13 protein-coding genes are annotated in these 16421 nt (G+C 64.3%); 8 read left to right on the forward strand and 5 right to left on the reverse strand.

Annotation, left to right across the window (positions count from 1 at the left end):
• Positions 1-28: 28 nt before the first annotated feature.
• Positions 29-2698 carry a cation-transporting P-type ATPase gene (locus E8E95_RS08370; RefSeq protein WP_280349412.1) on the reverse strand — a complete coding sequence of 890 codons (2670 nt, stop codon included), beginning with the start codon at positions 2696-2698 and terminating at the stop codon, positions 29-31.
• Positions 2699-2959: 261 nt separating this feature from the next.
• On the opposite strand from E8E95_RS08370, the gene E8E95_RS08375 reads away from it, so the two are divergent.
• The 8 genes from E8E95_RS08375 (at position 2960) to E8E95_RS08410 (ending at position 13795) form a co-directional block, all read left to right on the forward strand.
• Entirely contained in the window at positions 2960-4924 is a 1965-nt protein-coding gene (locus E8E95_RS08375; RefSeq protein WP_280349413.1) for a methyl-accepting chemotaxis protein, read from the forward strand.
• 90 nt (positions 4925-5014) lie between these two features.
• Complete coding sequence (locus tag E8E95_RS08380) at positions 5015-5635, forward strand: glutathione S-transferase (RefSeq protein ID WP_280349414.1); 621 nt, start codon at positions 5015-5017, stop codon at positions 5633-5635.
• A 114-nt stretch (positions 5636-5749) separates the two neighbouring features.
• Positions 5750-6682, forward strand: a complete 933-nt coding sequence (locus E8E95_RS08385; RefSeq protein ID WP_280349415.1) for an ABC transporter ATP-binding protein — start codon at positions 5750-5752, stop codon at positions 6680-6682.
• Positions 6679-7458 (forward strand): ABC transporter permease, encoded by a 780-nt coding sequence (locus tag E8E95_RS08390; RefSeq protein ID WP_280349416.1) that lies wholly within the window; start codon positions 6679-6681, stop codon positions 7456-7458. Before E8E95_RS08385 ends, E8E95_RS08390 begins: the two co-directional genes overlap by 4 nt.
• Before the next feature lie 115 nt (positions 7459-7573).
• The gene (locus E8E95_RS08395) at positions 7574-8590 is read left to right on the forward strand and encodes an efflux RND transporter periplasmic adaptor subunit (RefSeq protein ID WP_280349417.1); all 1017 of its coding nucleotides are present in this window, start codon (positions 7574-7576) and stop codon (positions 8588-8590) included.
• Complete coding sequence (locus E8E95_RS08400; RefSeq protein ID WP_280349418.1) at positions 8587-11646, forward strand: efflux RND transporter permease subunit; 3060 nt, start codon at positions 8587-8589, stop codon at positions 11644-11646. The genes E8E95_RS08395 and E8E95_RS08400 overlap by 4 nt, the downstream gene beginning before the upstream one ends.
• A 331-nt stretch (positions 11647-11977) precedes the next feature.
• Positions 11978-12946 carry a triacylglycerol lipase gene (locus E8E95_RS08405; RefSeq protein WP_280349419.1) on the forward strand — a complete coding sequence of 323 codons (969 nt, stop codon included), beginning with the start codon at positions 11978-11980 and terminating at the stop codon, positions 12944-12946.
• Between the two features lie 15 nt (positions 12947-12961).
• A complete protein-coding gene (locus tag E8E95_RS08410) occupies positions 12962-13795 on the forward strand; it encodes a lipase secretion chaperone (protein ID WP_280349420.1) in 834 nt (277 codons plus the stop codon).
• Positions 13796-13973: 178 nt separating this feature from the next.
• Here E8E95_RS08410 and E8E95_RS08415 read toward each other — a convergent pair whose 3' ends face one another.
• From E8E95_RS08415 to E8E95_RS08430, 4 genes are read right to left on the reverse strand one after another with little or no spacing between them, the layout of a single operon-like run.
• Entirely contained in the window at positions 13974-14531 is a 558-nt protein-coding gene (locus E8E95_RS08415; protein ID WP_280349421.1) for a putative glycolipid-binding domain-containing protein, read from the reverse strand.
• A gap of 4 nt (positions 14532-14535) precedes the next feature.
• Positions 14536-14847, reverse strand: a complete 312-nt coding sequence (locus E8E95_RS08420) for a DUF2834 domain-containing protein (protein WP_280349422.1) — start codon at positions 14845-14847, stop codon at positions 14536-14538.
• A gap of 27 nt (positions 14848-14874) precedes the next feature.
• Positions 14875-15222: an MmcQ/YjbR family DNA-binding protein gene (locus E8E95_RS08425; protein WP_280349423.1), complete on the reverse strand. Its 348-nt coding sequence runs from the start codon at positions 15220-15222 to the stop codon at positions 14875-14877.
• Positions 15223-15236: 14 nt separating this feature from the next.
• Entirely contained in the window at positions 15237-16418 is a 1182-nt protein-coding gene (locus E8E95_RS08430; RefSeq protein WP_280349424.1) for an MFS transporter, read from the reverse strand.
• Positions 16419-16421: the final 3 nt, after the last annotated feature.

A 16421-nucleotide genomic window follows, 5' to 3' on the forward strand; every position in this document is an offset into this window, starting at 1 on the left:
CGTGACCGGCGTACGCTCCTGACCCGCGTCATCCTGCTGATCGAAGGTGGCGCACCCACTTGTCCGCCTCCACGACCAAGCAAGTCGCCACGGCCGTCCCGAGGCACCAGCTCCAGCCTTCTATGCTCATGCTGTTGGTACCGAACAGCTGCTGCAACGCCGTCACGTAAGTGAACGCCAGTTGCAGCAGCACCATCAGGCCGACCATGCCCCAGACCATCGGGTTGTCCTTGAAGCTGAAACTCGCCGGGCCGTTCAGTCTCCGGCTGCTGAACAGATAGCCGATCTCGCCGAATACCAGGGCGTTCACCGCCAGGGTGCGACTGGCCTCCATGCTCCAGCCCAACTGCTGGGTGTAGATGAACAGGCCGAGGCTGGCCACGGTCAGCAGGACCGAAACCAGCAGGATCAGCCAGAGCAGCTCGCCGGACAGCAGCGGCGCCTTCGGGTCCCTCGGCGGGCGCGCCATGAGGTCGTCCTCGGCTGGCTCGAAGGCCAGTGCCAACGCCAGGGTGACGGCGGTGATCATGTTCACCCAGAGGATCTGCAGCGGCGTGATGGGGAGCGTCAGGCCGAGCAGGATGGCGGTCAGCAGGACGATCGCCTGGGCACCGTTGGTGGGAAGGATGAAGAGAATGGACTTCTTCAGGTTGTCGTAAACGGTACGGCCTTCCTCCACCGCGTGGGCGATGGTGGCGAAATTGTCGTCGGCCAGCACCATCTGAGCGGCCTCCTTGGCCGCCTCGGTACCTTTGATGCCCATGGCGATGCCGATGTCGGCGCGTTTGAGGGCAGGGGAGTCGTTGACCCCGTCACCGGTCATGGCGACCCGCTCGCCGATCGCCTGCAAGCGCTCCACCAGCCGTAGCTTGTGGCTTGGGCTGGTGCGGGCGAATACGCTGGTTTCCTTCAGCCGGGCATCGAGTTCGGCGTCGGTCAGGTCATCCAGGTCGGCTCCGGTCAGCGGGTTGCCCGCCGGCAGGCCCAGACGTTCGGCGATGGCCGCGGCTGTCGCGGCATGGTCGCCGGTGATCATCTTCACGTGGATGCCCGCGCTGTGGCATTCCTCGATGGCGAGGATGGCTTCCTCGCGCGGCGGGTCCAGCATGCCCACCAGGCCCAGCAGCACGAAGCCGTTGTCCAGGTCGGCATGGTCCAGTTCGTGCTGGCCGCTACCGGCAGTGCGACGGGCCAGGCCGATCATGCGCAGGCCGGAGGCGGCGCCTTCGCCCAACACGTCGTCCCAGATGCGCGGGTCCAGCGGCTCGGAGGCACCGTCGCGCCATTGCCGATCGCAGACTTCCAGCAACCGCTCCGGTGCACCCACCAGGTAAATCACGCCCTGGCCGCTGTCGTCGCGGTGCAGGCTGGCCAGGTAGCGACGCTCGGAGCTGAAGGGGATGGCGTCGACCCGGGGCCGTAGCGAGGCTTCCTCATCCGAGTCGAGCTGCAGCTTGCCGGCCAGGGTGAGCAGGGCAGCTTCGGTGGGGTCGCCGGTGATGCACCACTGGCTGCCCACCTCGCACAGGCTGGCGCTGTTGGCGAGCAGGCCGGCGCGCGCCAGTTCGTGCAGGTCATGCGCCAGGTCGATCGTCGGGCTGACGTCGCCTTCGGGCGCGTATCCCACCCCCGAGACGTCGTAGCGGCGGGCGGCAGTGTAGACGCGCTGCACCGTCATCTCGTTGCGGGTCAGGGTGCCGGTCTTGTCGGAGCAGACCACGGTCACCGCGCCCAGACTTTCCACGGCCGGCAGGCGACGGATGATCGAGTTGCGGCGGGCCATGCGCTGCACGCCCAGGGCCAGGATGATGGTCAGCACCGCCGGCAGGCCCTCGGGGATGGCGGCCACGGCCAGACCTACAGCAGCCATCAGCATGTCGTCGGCGCTGTAGCCGCGCAGCAGGATGCCGAAGATAAAGGTGGCGGCCGCCAGCACGAGGATGATCAGGGTGAGCTGGCGGGCGAAGCGCGCCATGTCCGCCAGCAGCGGCGTCTGCAACTGCTCCACCGAACCCAGCAGGTGGCTGATGCGGCCCAGCTCGGTCGCGCCGGCGGTGGCGACCACCAGGCCGATGCCGCTGCCGGCGCTGACCAGGGTGCCGGAGTAGGCCATGCTGTGGCGGTCGCCCAGGCTGGCGTCCGGGGTCACCGGTTGGCTGGTCTTGTCGGTGGGGACCGATTCGCCGGTGAGCGCTGCTTCCTCGATGCGCAGGTCGCGGGTTTCCAGCAGGCGCAGGTCCGCCGGTACGCGGTCGCCGGCCTCCAGCAGGACGAGGTCGCCCGGTACCAGTTCCTCGGCGGGTATCTGCCGAACTTCGCCGCCGCGCTTGACCCGGCTGTCCAGGGTCAACAGCTTCTGGATGGCGCGCATGGCCGATTCGGCCTTGCCTTCCTGGATGAAACCCACCACGGCATTGATCAGCACCACACCGAAGATCACTGCGCTGTCCAACCATTCGCCGAGGGCCAGGGTGACCAGGGTGGAGGCCAGCAGCACGTAGATGAGCAGGTTGTGGAATTGCAGCAGGAAGCGCTTCAGGGGGCCTGCGCCGGCCCGCTCGGGGAGACGGTTGGGTCCGAAACTGGCAAGGCGACGTTCCGCTTCCTCCATGTCCAGCCCGGTTGGCCTGCTGTCCAGCTGCTGCAGGCTGGCTTCGGCGGTCTCGGCGTGCCAATGGGTAGCTGATGGGGCGGTCATGGGGTCCTCCTTGGCGAATCCTGAGTCAAGCCTAGTTTCCCGGCGGGCGTCCTTTATTGGCCTGGGTCAGTTCCTGGTTTTTTGTAGGAAGAATAGAAAGCTATCCAGAAACGACCTCCAGTTAGCCAAAAACAGCACGGCCCTTGGGAAGGCAGGATTGTGGCTTGTCGCCACCATGCGCCAGCTCCTATGGTCGCGCCTTCGGGGAAGCGGATAGCAGATCGCGTTCGTGCGGTTGTCGCCTTGCGGGGAGGTAGGAGCATGTGGACTGTCTTGCAACGCAGGCTGGCGAGCCTGAGCACAGCCAACAAGTTGATGCTGGGGTTCGGCGTCGTCCTGGCGCTGACCCTGGTGGTGGCGGCCACCGGCTTCACCGCCTTGCGCGCGGTCGACGACAGGGCGCGCCTGCTGGAGGAAATGCGCGCCATCAGCAGCGATGTGCTGGTGATTCGGCGCACGGAAAAGGACTACGCCCTGACCGCCGACGCCAAGCATGCCGAGACGCTGCGCCAGCAGGCCGAGGCCATAGCCGCCCGCAGCGAGGCGCTGGCCGCGCAGCTTTCCGGCCCCGGTCGCGAGGCCCTGGCTGAAGTGACCCAGGCCATGACCGAATACCGCCAGGCATTCGACCGCTACGTGGAACTCACCGACAACCAGCGCCTGGCGCTCGACGCGGCCAACTGGCTGGTGGTCAGCGCATCCAACAGCCTCGATGTGTTGCAGAGCGGCCTGAACGAGGATGGTGTCGACCTGCTGAAAAGCTCCCAGGGCGCGCAGGGCGCCGATTTGGTGACTCAAGGCGGGCAAATCGGCCGCGTCTACCAGCTGCTCCTGCAGGCGCTCAACCAGGCCCGCTTGCGCCTGGAACAGAGCCGGGGCACGGAAGAAGCCAGCGCCCCGCAGATCCAGGAAGCGCTGGACGCGCAGAAGCTCGCCGCCGAACTGCGCGACGCCATGCAGGACCCCGGCTACGCCGCCGTGCTCACCGAAGTCATCGGCAACGTCGACTCCTTCAACGAACGCCTCAAGGATTACACCGCCACCCTGGCCCAGCAGCGTCAGGAGTACGTGCGCCTGGCCGCCCAGGCGGACCGGGTGGTGCAGGCGGTGGACCGTGCCTACGAACTGCAGAAGGCCGACATGCGTACCCAGCAGGACTCCAGCTCGCTGCTGATCCTGCTGGCGGCGGCCCTGGCCCTGGTGATCGGCCTGGCCGCCACGGCGCTGATCAGCCTGCTGATCGTCCGGCCATTGCGCCGCGTCATCGGGTTGGCCCGGCAGATCGCCGAGGGCGATCTCAGTGCCAGCATCGAGGTACAGCGACGCGACGAGATTGGCCAGTTGATGGAGGCCATGGCCGGTATGTCCGGCAATCTGCGCGACATGGTGGGCCGCCTGCAGGGCGGCGTGGCGCAGATTTCCGCTTCGGCCCAGGCGCTGTCCAGCGTCACCGAGCAGACCCGCGTGGGCGTGAACGGCCAGCGAGAAGAAACCGATCAGGTGGCCACGGCGATGAGCCAGATGGCTGCCACCGTGCAGGAGGTGGCGCGTAACGCCGAGGCTGCGGCCAGTTCCACCGAAGCGGCGGACAACCGCGTCAGCAGTGGCAACCAGGTGGTGCGCCAGACCCTCGAGCGGGTCAACCAGTTGGCCCACGCCATGGAAGAAACCACGTCCAGCATCCAGCGCCTCAGCCAGGACACGCAGAGCATCGGCACCGTGCTGGATGTGATCAAGAGCGTCGCCGAGCAGACCAACCTGCTGGCCCTGAACGCCGCCATCGAAGCGGCACGCGCAGGCGAGCAGGGCCGTGGTTTTGCCGTGGTGGCGGACGAAGTGCGGGCGCTGGCGCGGCGTACCCAGCAGTCCACTGCAGAGATCGAACGGCTGATCGCCACCTTGCGCGAGGGTGTGCGCAGCTCGGTGGAACACATGCAGCAGAGCGAAAACCTGGTGGGTCTGACGGTGCAGGACGCCAACCTGACCGAAGAGGCCCTGGCCGGCATCGCCGAAGCGGTGACACTGATCCACCAGATGAACCAGCAGATCGCCGCAGCGGCCGAACAGCAGAGTGCAGTGGCCGAGGAGATCAATCGCAGCGTTACCAGTATTCGCGATATCGCCGATCAATCGGCCGTGGCCATGGATGAAACCGCAACCTCCAGTGTCCAGCTCGCCCGTCTGGGGCAGGAGCTGCAAGGGATGGCCGGTCACTTCCGGCTTTGAGTCCAGAGCAAGTCTGGAGGATTCGGCATTCCGTCACCCGGCATCGCGCTCTAGAATGGTGCCCCTGTCCAACCGGCCTGGAGTGTCGCAATGCTGAAGATCTGGGGGCGAATCAATTCCACCAACGTGCGCAAGGCACTCTGGTGTGCCGAGGAAGTCGGCGTCGCCTATGAACAGCTGGATGCCGGTGGCGCCTTCGGCCTGGTCAATGAGCCGACGTATCGCGAGCGCAACCCCAACGGCCAGGTGCCGATGATCGAAGATGGCGACCTGGTGCTCTGGGAGTCCAACGCCATCGTCCGCTACCTGGCCGCGCGCTATTCCGCCGGCAGCCTCTACCCGGACTCGCCGGTGGCGCGCGCCGAAGGGGACAAGTGGATGGACTGGGCCACGTCCAGCTTCGCCACGCCATTCCGCGACCTGTTCTGGGGCACCCTGCGCACGCCGCCGGCTGAACGCAATCACGCGATGATCGAGGCGGCACTGACCCGCTGCGGTCAACTACTCGCCATTCCCGACCGGGCCCTGGCCGAGCGTCCCTACCTTTCAGGTGAACGCTTTGCCATGGGTGATATTCCCCTCGGCTGCTTTGCCTATGCCTGGTTCGAGATGCCGGTCCTGCGCCCGGAGCTGCCCAATCTCGAAGCCTGGTACGAGCGCCTGAAAGCCCGACCGGCCTATCGAAAGGCGGTGATGACGGCACTTACGTGATCCGGCTCGCCGATCCGACTCCTGGAACCTAGGCTGATGTGCAGCGTTTTGCAGTTGAATTTGCTGGCAATCGGCCTTATCTAGCCCCTTCCTTCTGAAGCAGACGAATCCATCATGAGCTCCGCTCTGTCCATCCGGCAGTTGACCAAGACCTACGGCAATGGCTTCCAGGCCCTCAAGGGGATCGACCTGGACGTGGCCGAAGGTGATTTCTTCGCCTTGCTCGGCCCCAACGGCGCGGGCAAGTCCACCACCATCGGCATCCTGTCCACCCTGGTGAACAAGACCAGCGGCAGCGTCAGTGTCTTCGGCAATGACCTGGACAAATCGCCCTATGCGCTCAAGCGCTGCCTCGGCGTGGTGCCCCAGGAATTCAACTTCAACCAGTTCGAGAAGGTGTTCGACATCGTCGTCACCCAGGCGGGCTACTACGGCATCCCGGCGAACATCGCCAAGGAGCGCGCCGAGCAGTACCTGACCCAGCTCGGCCTGTGGGAAAAGCGCAATTCGGCTTCGCGCGAGTTGTCCGGCGGCATGAAGCGCCGGCTGATGATCGCCCGCGCGCTGGTCCACCAGCCGCGCCTGCTGATCCTCGACGAACCCACCGCAGGCGTGGATATCGAGCTGCGCCGCTCCATGTGGAGCTTCCTCACCGAGCTCAACGAGCAGGGCATCACCATCATCCTCACCACGCACTATCTGGAGGAGGCTGAGCAGCTCTGCCGCAACATCGGCATCATCGACCATGGCCGCATCATCGAGAACACCAGCATGAAGGACCTCCTGAAGAAGCTGCACAAGGAGACGTTCCTGCTGGACCTCAAGGAGCCCCTGGAAGTGGTGCCGCAGCTCAATGGCTACCCCGCCGAGCTGGTGGATGACCACACCCTGGAAGTGCAGGTGGAGAAGACCCAGGGCCTGACCGAGCTGTTCCGTCAGTTGGCCGCCCTGAACGTCGACGTGCTGAGCATGCGTAACAAGTCCAATCGCCTCGAGGAGCTGTTCGTGTCCCTGGTGGAGAAAAACCTGGCGAAGGTGGCCGTATGAGTTCGGAACTGCGCGCCAACCTGGTCGCCCTGGAAACCATCGTCTACCGCGAAGTCCGCCGCTTCACGCGCATCTGGCCGCAGACGCTGCTGCCCCCGGCCATCACCATGGCGCTGTACTTCGTCATTTTCGGCAACCTGATCGGCAAGCAGATCGGCGCCATGGGCGGCTTCAGCTACATGGACTACATCGTCCCCGGCCTGATCATGATGTCGGTCATCACCAACTCCTACAGCAACGTGGTGTCGAGCTTCTTCGGCAGCAAGTTCCAGCGTTCGGTGGAGGAGCTGCTGGTATCGCCGGTGTCGCCGCACACCATCCTGCTCGGCTACACCATCGGTGGCGTGCTACGCGGGCTGGCGGTGGGGCTGATCGTCACCTTCCTGTCGCTGTTCTTCACCAAGCTCACGGTGCACCACATCGGGGTGACCGCGCTGGTGGTGCTGCTAACTGCCACCATCTTCTCCCTCGGCGGCTTCATCAACGCCGTGTACGCGCGCAACTTCGATGACATCTCGATCGTCCCGACGTTCGTGCTGACCCCGCTGACCTACCTGGGCGGCGTGTTCTACTCGATCAACCTGTTGCCGCCGTTCTGGCAGGCGGTTTCCCTGGGCAACCCGATCCTGCATATGGTCAACGCCTTCCGCTACGGCATCCTCGGTGTTTCCGACATCAACATCGGCGTTGCCATCGTGCTGATGCTGATCACCATGACCATTCTCTATGTCGCCTGCATCCGCCTTCTCGTGAGCGGGCGCGGCATGCGCCAGTAAACCGGGAAACATAGCGACACAGACTGGCGTTATCCTCAGTATCGACGCCCGTGGAAGTCTGCCGAAACAGTCGGCAGACTTCCTTCCCCCCTATCCCCTGTCGCAGAGGCTCCGGATGACCTTCCCTCGCACCGCCTGGCTGTTGTTCGGGGCACTCGCCTCGTGGTCCGTCGTGGCCCAGGAGGCGCCGCTGGTGGAGGTGGCCGAGCCGCAGCGGGCGCTGGTGCGCGATGAACTGGTGACCTTCGGTTCGCTGCGTTCGGACGAGTCGGTGATGATCCGTCCGGAAGTGGAGGGCAGGGTGGCCCGCCTGCATTTTCGCGAGGGCGAGATGGTCAAGGGCGGCGAGCTGCTGGTCAGCCTGGACGATGCCATCGCCCGCGCTGAGCTGGCTCAGGCCCAGGCCAATCTCGACCTGGCGGAAAAGAGCTACGAGCGGGCCAAAATGCTGTTCTCCCGTGGCGCCAGCAACGCCCAGGCGCAGGACGAATCCCAATCCCAGCAACAGGCCGCCCGCGCCAGCCTGGCCCTGGCCCAGGCGCGCCTCGACAAGACCCAGATCCGCGCCCCCTACGACGGCACGCTCGGCCTGCGCCAGGTCAGCGTCGGCGACTATCTCAGCGCCGGCCAGGATGTGGTCAACCTGGAGGTGCTGGACCCGCTGAAGGTGGATTTCCGTGTGCCGCAGAAAGCCGTCAGCCAGGTGAGCATCGGCCAGGCGGTGGAACTGAGCCTGGACGCTTATCCGGGCGAACGTTTCCGTGGGGCGATCATCGCCCTCAACCCGCGCCTGGATGAAGTCGGCCGCAGCCAGGCGATCCGCGCCCAGGTTCCCAACCAGGACCATCGCCTGAAGCCCGGCCAGTTCGTCAAGGTATCGGTGATCCTCGCCGAACGGCCGCAGGCCTTGCTGATCCCTGAAGAAGCCGTGATGCCGGTGGGGCAGCAACTGTTCGTCAACCTGGTGGTGGGCGGCAAGGTGGAGCGGCGCCCGATCAAGATCGGCCAGCGCCTGCGCGGCAAGGCTGAGGTTCGTGAGGGCCTGCAGGGTAACGAGCAGGTGATTACCGCGGGCTGGCAGAAGGTCAGTCCCGGACTGGAGGTCCGCACCGTAGCGCGAGGTGGGGCATGACCCTCTCTGATGTGTGCATCCGCAGGCCGGTATTCGCCACCGTCCTGTCGCTGATCCTGGTCCTGCTCGGGCTGCTGGCCTACCAAAGGCTGGCGGTGCGGGAATATCCCAACATCGACGTGCCCATCGTCACAGTCAACGTCATCTACCCCGGCGCCAGCCCGGAGATCATGGAGTCCCAGGTGGCGCAGCCCATCGAGGACGTGCTTTCGGGCATCGAGGGGCTGGATTTCGTGGCGTCCATCAGTCGCTCGGAAAACACCCAGATCACCGCGCAGTTCCGCCTTGGCACCAACGCCGACGAAGCCGCCAATGACGTGCGCGACCGACTGGGCCGGGTGCGTGGCCTGCTTCCGGACGAGATCAACGAACCCATCGTGCAGAAGGTCGAGGCCGATGCGCAGCCGGTGATCTGGATTGCCTTCTACAGCGAGCAGCATTCGGCGATGGAGATCACCGATGTGCTGGAGCGGGTGATCCGCGACCGCGTGCAGACCATCCCCGGTGTCTCCGAGGTGCAGGTTCGCGGCGCCCGGCGCTTCGCCATGCGCATCTGGCTGGACCCGGAAAAGCTCGCCGCCCATGACCTCACCGTGCAGGACGTGGAAGACGCGCTGCGCCGGCAGAACGTGGAAATTCCGGCCGGACGCATCGAGTCCGTGCAGCGCGAGTTCAGCGTGCTGTCGGAAACCGACCTGCGCACACCCGAGGAATTCAACGACCTGATCCTCAACGACCAGCGCGGCTATCTGCTGCGGCTGGCCGATGTGGGCCACGCCGAGATCGGCGCGGCGGATGAACGCAGCATCGTGCGCTTCAATGGCCGCGCGGCGGTCTCCCTGGGGCTGGTCAAGCAGGCCACGGCCAACCCGCTGGAAATCTCCGATGGCCTCAATGCCGCGTTGCCGGAACTGCGGGCGTTGCTGCCCGACGGCATGAAAATGACCATCGCCAACGACAACTCGCTGTTCATCCGCGAGTCCATCGACAACGTCTACACCACCATCTGGGAAGCGGTGGTGCTGGTGATCCTGATCATCTTCCTGTTCCTGCGCTCCCTGCGCGCCACCCTGATTCCGCTGGTGACCATCCCGGTGTCGCTGATCGGCGCTTTCAGCCTCATGGTGCTGCTGGGCTTCTCCATCAACACCCTGACGTTGCTGGCCATGGTGTTGGCCATCGGCCTGGTGGTGGACGACGCCATCGTCGTGCTGGAGAACATCCACCGGCACATAGAGGAGGGCATGTCGCCGATCCAGGCCGCCTACAAGGGCAGCCGGGAAATCGCCTTCGCGGTGATCGCCATGACCCTGACCCTGGCCGCCGTGTACGCCCCCATCGGCTTCATGCAGGGCACCTCGGGCAAGCTCTTCACCGAATTCTCCTGGACACTCGCCGGCGCGGTGCTGGTGTCCGGCTTCGTTGCGTTGACCCTGTCGCCCATGATGTGCGGGCAGTTGCTCAAGCCCCATGCCGAGCAGAAGCACGGCCGCCTCTACAACCTGGTGGAGTCCTTCCTCCATGCGCTGACCTACAGCTACCGCCACCTGCTGGAACGGGTGCTGCGTGCCTGGATGCTGATCATCCTGCTGCTGGCGGGCATCCTGGTGTTCTGCCTGATCCTGTTCGGCGGCCTGCGTAGCGAACTGGCGCCCACCGAGGACACCGGCACCATAGTCGGCTCGATCAACGGCCCCGATGGCGCCACCATCGAATACACCAGCCGCTACGCGAAGCTGCTGGAAGAGGCCTACAAATCGATTCCCGAAGCCAACCGCTACATGGTGGTGGTGGGCTTCCCCACCGTGGCCCAGGGCCTGTCCTTCCTCAAGCTGGAGGATTGGGACTCCCGTGGCCGCAGCCAGTTCGAGATCCGCGACGAGCTCCTGCCCAAGCTACGAGACATTCCCGGCGTGCGCGCCTTCCCGATCAACCGGCCACCGCTCGGGCAGAGCGCGCGCAACCAGCCGGTCAACTTCGTCATCCGTTCCTCGCTGGAGTACAGCGAGCTGCAGAAGTACGTCGACCAGCTGATGGAGCGGGTGCGCGACAACCCGGCGCTGGAAAGCCTGGACAGCGACCTCAAACTCAACTCGCCGCAGCTCAAGGTCACGGTCAACCGCGAGCAGGCGGTGGCGGTGGGCACGGACACCGCCGCCATTGGCCGTAGCCTGGAAAGCCTGTTCGGCAGTCGCCAGGTCACCCGCTTCAAGCAGAATGGCGAGCAGTACGACGTGCTGGTGCAGTTGGCCAACGTCGACCGCAGCAATCCGGACGACCTCAATCGCGTCTACGTCCGCGGCCGCAACGACAGTATGGTGCAACTGGCCAACCTGATCGATGTGAGGGAAACCGTGGCGCCTCGCGAACTCAACCACTTCAACCAACTGCGCGCGGTGACGGTGACGGCGAACGTCGGCTCCGGCTACACCCTCGGTGAGGCACTGGATTATCTCGAAGAGGCGGCGCGCGCGGTGTTCCCGTCGGACACCCAGTTCGACTACACCGGCACCTCGCGGGACTTCAAGGATTCCAGCACCGGCGTCGCGCTGATCTTCGCCCTGGCCCTGGTGTTCATCTACCTGGTGCTGGCGGCGCAGTTCGAGAGCTTCATCGATCCGCTGATCATCCTCTTCAGCGTGCCGCTCTCCATGGCTGGCGCCTTGCTGGCGCTGACCCTCTTCGGCGGCACCCTGAACATCTACTCGCAGGTGGGGATGGTCACCCTCATCGGCCTGATCACCAAGCACGGCATCCTCATCGTCGAGTTCGCCAACCAGTTGCTGCGCCAAGGCATCGACCTGCATGAGGCGGTGATGGAAGCCTCGGTGAAACGCCTGCGGCCGATCCTGATGACCACCGGTGCCATGGTCCTGGGTTCGGTACCGCTCGCCATCGCCTCGGGCGCCGGCGCGGAAAGCCGGCAACAGATCGGCATGGTGATAGTCGGCGGCCTGCTGGTGGGCACTTTCTTCACACTCTTCGTAGTACCCACCCTCTACCAGCAAGTGCGCCGCTGGAAGCCGATTCACAAGCTGGAAGCGGCGACGGCCTGATGGGCATTCGACTGTGCTTCAAGGGACCGTCGCGCTTCGCAGGATAAGCGCTTGCGAATAGACGCCAGTGTCTAGCTCTCACCTATGCGAAAGATGAAACGACAGCATTGAAAACTGCCGTTTTATGTAACTCATCGCGCCCCCCGTCCTGATCGCGAACATGTCGAACTCTTTACCCCCTTGTTTGGAGGGGGGAGGGTCGCACCTGAATCAAATACCTTGCTGAAGTGATTGCCAGAACGAACTTCAGCAAAGGAGGTACCCACGACCAGGCCACCAACTAAAAAACCGCATTCCAGAACTACAAAAATAAAAAACCAGAGGGAATGAAATGAATAAGCACGTTGGCAAGCTACTTGCCGCCGCAACTCTCACCGCCGTCACCATCACTGCCGCCCTGCCGCTGTCTGCGCAGGCCGCATGTTTCAGCCTCACCGGCCAGTGCGGATATACGAAAACCCAGTACCCGATCGTGCTGGTACATGGTGCACTTGGTTTCGACAAGATCGGCTTGCTCGATTACTGGTACGGCATCCCTGATCAGTTGCGCGCCTACGACGGCGCCGACGTCTATCTGACGCAAGTGTCCGCCTCCAACAGCCATGAAGTTCGCGGCGAACAATTGCTGCTTCAGGTCCAGCAAATTCTCGCAGTCACCGGCAAGTCCAAAGTCAACCTCATCGGCCACAGCCAGGGCAGCCCGACCGCGCGCTATGTCGCCTCGGTGCGACCGGACCTGGTGGCTTCAGTCACCAGCGTGCACGGGGCCAACGGCAAAGGGGAGGCCGTGGATGCGATCCTCGGCATTACACCTCCGGGAATGGCCGGTGATGCGGTGCAGTCGATATCCAATGGCCTCACGCAATTGATCGGCATCCTCTCGAATGATGGCGGCCTGCCACAAAACTCCGCAGCCTCGCTTCAATCCCTGAGCACCGCCGGTTCGTTGGCATTCAACGCCGCGCATCCAGAAGGTATCCCGACCACCGAGTGCGGCGAAGGCGCTTATCAAGTCAATGGCGTGAAGTACTTTTCCTGGGGCGGTGCGCAGGCGTACACCAACACCGCCGACGCCATCGATCCAACCCTGGCATTGGTATCGCTGGTCTTCCGGGGAGCGAAGAACGATGGCCTGGTCAGTAGCTGCGCCCAGCATCTGGGCAAAGTCATTCGCGACGATTACGGCATGAACCATATGGATGCCATCAACCATACGGCGGGCCTGGTGAACCTCTTCGAGACCAACCCGATCACGCTGTATCGGCAACACGCAAATCGTCTGAAGAATGCGGGGCTGTAGCGGCAAGAGATCGGCATGAAGAAAACCAAAGCAGTGTGTGCGGGACTGGGAGCGGTGGCCGTCATGGCCGCCGTTCTTGTCCAGATGTCGCTTCTCCGAGGCGTCGAAACGCCCGAGGCAGGCGATACCCATGCGCCCTCCTTCGTACGTTCCATGGATGGCACCCAGCCCGATGGCGACTTGCGCAGCGACGGTGACGTGCTGGTCGTCGATAGCGGCTTGCGCCTGTGGTTCGAGTACTTCCTGGCGGCAGTGGGCGAAGCAAGCCTCGACCAGATCCGGACCGAAATCGAGCGCGAGATCGACAAGCGGCTCAAGCCCCGTCCGGCAGCCGAAGCCAAGCGCCTGCTGGGATGCTATTTCGATTACAAGAGGGCGCTTGTGGACGTTGAAAAACGCATTCAGGCGCAGGGTAATTCGCTGGCAGACATGCGGGCTCGCGTGGAAGCGATGCGGCAGACGCGGGCTCTTTTTTTCAGCCAAAAGGAAGTGCAAGGCTTGTTTGGCGACGAGGACGCCTTCAACGCGGATGCACTGGCGCGACTGGAAATCCTGCAGGACCACAGGCTCTCCGACGCGCAAAAGCAAGAGAAACTGGCCGCACTGGATGCTGCGCTGGTACCGGAAGTGCGGGAAGCCAAGGAAGCGCCGTTGCAGATACTCAAGCTGGAGGCTGCAGTGAGCAAGATGCGCGAGCAAGGGGCAAGCGATGACGAGGTTTACCGCATGCGGGCAGCGACGCTGAACCCAGAAGCGGCGGATCGCCTGGCGCAACTGGACCGGGAACGGGCGAAGGTCACCAGCAAGCCAGTCGATGGGAAAAGCGATATCCCGCCTGTGGAACGCTGAGCGAGTGGACCTGATTCTGGCGGGTGGTGAGATCAGTCATGACTGGAGGTCTGTCGGGAGCACCTGTGGGGGCGATTTCAATCGCTAAGCAGACCACAGGTCTGCCCTTTAGGTGTTTCGGGGCAGCTGCGCTGCCCTTAGCGAATGAATTCGCCCCCACAACAATCTCTGCAGCCAATCACAACCGCTGGAAAAACAGCGGATAGCGATTCACCAGCCCATCCTCGTCCAGGGTCAGCACGGCCTCGAAGCCATTGCCGTCGAGGTTCTGGTAGAGATAGCGGGTCTGGTCGAGGCGCGTATAGGCCTGGCGCATGCGCCGTACGGACAGTTGCGGCGCTTCGATGAACACCACTTCGATTTCCCGGCGTTCGCCAGGGTTGAGGAACAGCCGCCAGATGCTCGGGCTGTTGGTGAAGGGCGTGGGCCAGAGGTCCAGGTCGAGGCTGCCGGACAGTTCCGGCAGCTTCTGGCCGTTGCCATCGAACCAGTGCAGCCCGTCACGCCGCAGCGTCAGGTTGCGGGTGCCGCGGCCATCGCGGACCGTGGCATTGAAGACGCGGGGTTCCCAGCCTTTGTCGTATTCCAGGGTGTAACTCAGGCGGTAGCACGTACCGTCGTCGTCGAAGGCCAGCATGCCGCTGTCCACCCGTCGCCCCTCCAGGCGGAAGTCTTCCAGGCCTTGGGCGGGGGCCCGGCTGTTCCAGAGGTGAGACCAGAGGGCAGTGGTTCTCATCAGCTCATGCCTCGTGGCGTCGGGGTGTGCGCAAGACCAGATAGAGCAGCGGCCCGATGGAGGCGAACACTGCGGTCAACAGATAGAAGGGTAGCAAGTAGGCCGGTCCACGGCCCTGGCGGCGGTTGTCCTGGTACATCCAGATGCCGATCAGGGCGCAGGCGAGGTAAAGGTCGATCACCACCTGGGCGGTATCGGGGCGGCCCATCAGCTGGGCGCCGAATTCGAGCAGGGGCTGTTCGCTGATGGCCATCACCCAGAGGGTGTAGCCACCGAAGAGGACCAGGGCGATCAGCGCGAAGAGACGAACGGACATGAGACTTTCCTTGTCGTTAGGGGGAGATCAATCCAGCAGCAGCCCCACTTGCCGGATCTTCGGCAGGCGCGCCACCACCAGCTGGTGGGAGCGGGTGATCAGCTCGCGCAGTTCGCCGTCACCCATGGGGTAGGGGCGCTGCATGGCGATCCAGTGGGCCCGTGCAAGGTAGGGCGCGGGAATAATGCCGGGGCGGTCGACGTAGCCGAGGAAGAGGTCCTTGTCGACTTTGAAGGTGAGGCCGTCACCCAGGAAATCGAGGATGGCGAACATCTTGTTGCCGGCGATCGAGAACACCCGGTTGCTGCCCCATTTGAGGTCCTCGCGGGCACCGGGAAGTTGCAGGCAGAAAGCGGCGACTTGATCGGGGGTCATGGATTCCTGCTCCTTCAGGTTCTGGATTCGCTGCGCAGCAGCCAGTAACTCATCAGCATGCCGGTCACCGCCATCAGCGCCGCCACCAGGAAGATCACGGCGAAACCTGCGCCGCCGGCGATGGCGCCCATCAGCGGCCCGGCGATGCCCAGGGCCAGGTCGAAGAATACCGCGTAGGCGCCCAGCGCCGAACTGCGGCTGGCGGCAGGAATGCGCGTGACCGCTTCGACGCCAAGGGCAGGGTAGACCAGCGACAGGCCGAAACCCGTCAGCGCCGCGCCGGCCAAGGCCAGCCAAGGCGTCGGCGCCGCCCAGAGCAGGAACAGTCCGAGGCTTTCCACGGCCAGGCAGATGATGGCGACGCGGTAACCGCCCAGGTGCTTGATGCTGTTGACGAACAGCAATCGCGCACCGATGAAGGCGCAGCCGAATGCAGTCAGGCACCAGGCCGCGCCGTCCCAACCGACGCTTGCGTAATAGAGGGTGATGAAAGTGGCCAGGGTGCCGAAGCCGATGGACCCCAGGGCCAGCGCTGTGCCGTTGGGGGCGATGCGCAGGAACACGTTACGGAACGGCAGTCGCTCACCATGGACGATGGGCGACGGCCGCTTGGGCCAGGCCAGCAGCAGGGCAACGGCACAGAGCACTGCCATCAGCCCGCCGATACTCCACAGGCCCAGCCCCTCCACCAGCACCACGCCCAGCGGGGCACCAATGGCGACCGCACCGTAGGAGGCGATGCCGTTGAAGGAGATCACCCGCGCCATGTTTTCCGCGCCCACCAGCCCCACGCCCCAACTGATGGAGCCGGTGCCTACCAGACCCTGGCCGATACCCAGCATCACCCGCCCGCCGAGCAGGAGCGCCAGGCTCAGCAGGGGGAGCTGCGCCAGCGAGGTGGAGAGCAGCGTCAGTACCCCGGAAAGGCCACAGCAGGCCATGCCGTACATGACCGCGCGCTTGGCGCCCAGCCGGTCCGCCAGGCTGCCGGACATGGGGCGGGAGAGAAGGGTGGCAAGGTACTGCACGCTGATGACGATCCCCGCCATCACCGAGCCGTAGCCCATGTCGTTGTGCACATAGCCGGGCAGGACGGCAATCGGCAGGCCGACGCAGAAGAAGCTGATGAACGTGAAGAAAACGACGGTGATGATCTGCAAGGTGGAGGAGGACGCGGACGGCCGTAGCGTGCTCATGGC

This window comes from Pseudomonas sp. BN414 (assembly GCF_029871275.1).
Taxonomy (GTDB): Bacteria; Pseudomonadota; Gammaproteobacteria; order Pseudomonadales; family Pseudomonadaceae; genus Metapseudomonas; species Metapseudomonas resinovorans_C.

Coding starts and splice junctions, on each gene's coding strand:
- E8E95_RS08370 (WP_280349412.1), bottom strand. CDS start 2,698: ATGACCGCCCCATCAGCTACCCATTGGCACGCCGAGACCGCCGAAGCC.
- E8E95_RS08375 (WP_280349413.1), top strand. CDS start 2,960: ATGTGGACTGTCTTGCAACGCAGGCTGGCGAGCCTGAGCACAGCCAAC.
- E8E95_RS08380 (WP_280349414.1), top strand. CDS start 5,015: ATGCTGAAGATCTGGGGGCGAATCAATTCCACCAACGTGCGCAAGGCA.
- E8E95_RS08385 (WP_280349415.1), top strand. CDS start 5,750: ATGAGCTCCGCTCTGTCCATCCGGCAGTTGACCAAGACCTACGGCAAT.
- E8E95_RS08390 (WP_280349416.1), top strand. CDS start 6,679: ATGAGTTCGGAACTGCGCGCCAACCTGGTCGCCCTGGAAACCATCGTC.
- E8E95_RS08395 (WP_280349417.1), top strand. CDS start 7,574: ATGACCTTCCCTCGCACCGCCTGGCTGTTGTTCGGGGCACTCGCCTCG.
- E8E95_RS08400 (WP_280349418.1), top strand. CDS start 8,587: ATGACCCTCTCTGATGTGTGCATCCGCAGGCCGGTATTCGCCACCGTC.
- E8E95_RS08405 (WP_280349419.1), top strand. CDS start 11,978: ATGAATAAGCACGTTGGCAAGCTACTTGCCGCCGCAACTCTCACCGCC.
- E8E95_RS08410 (WP_280349420.1), top strand. CDS start 12,962: ATGAAGAAAACCAAAGCAGTGTGTGCGGGACTGGGAGCGGTGGCCGTC.
- E8E95_RS08415 (WP_280349421.1), bottom strand. CDS start 14,531: ATGAGAACCACTGCCCTCTGGTCTCACCTCTGGAACAGCCGGGCCCCC.
- E8E95_RS08420 (WP_280349422.1), bottom strand. CDS start 14,847: ATGTCCGTTCGTCTCTTCGCGCTGATCGCCCTGGTCCTCTTCGGTGGC.
- E8E95_RS08425 (WP_280349423.1), bottom strand. CDS start 15,222: ATGACCCCCGATCAAGTCGCCGCTTTCTGCCTGCAACTTCCCGGTGCC.
- E8E95_RS08430 (WP_280349424.1), bottom strand. CDS start 16,418: ATGAGCACGCTACGGCCGTCCGCGTCCTCCTCCACCTTGCAGATCATC.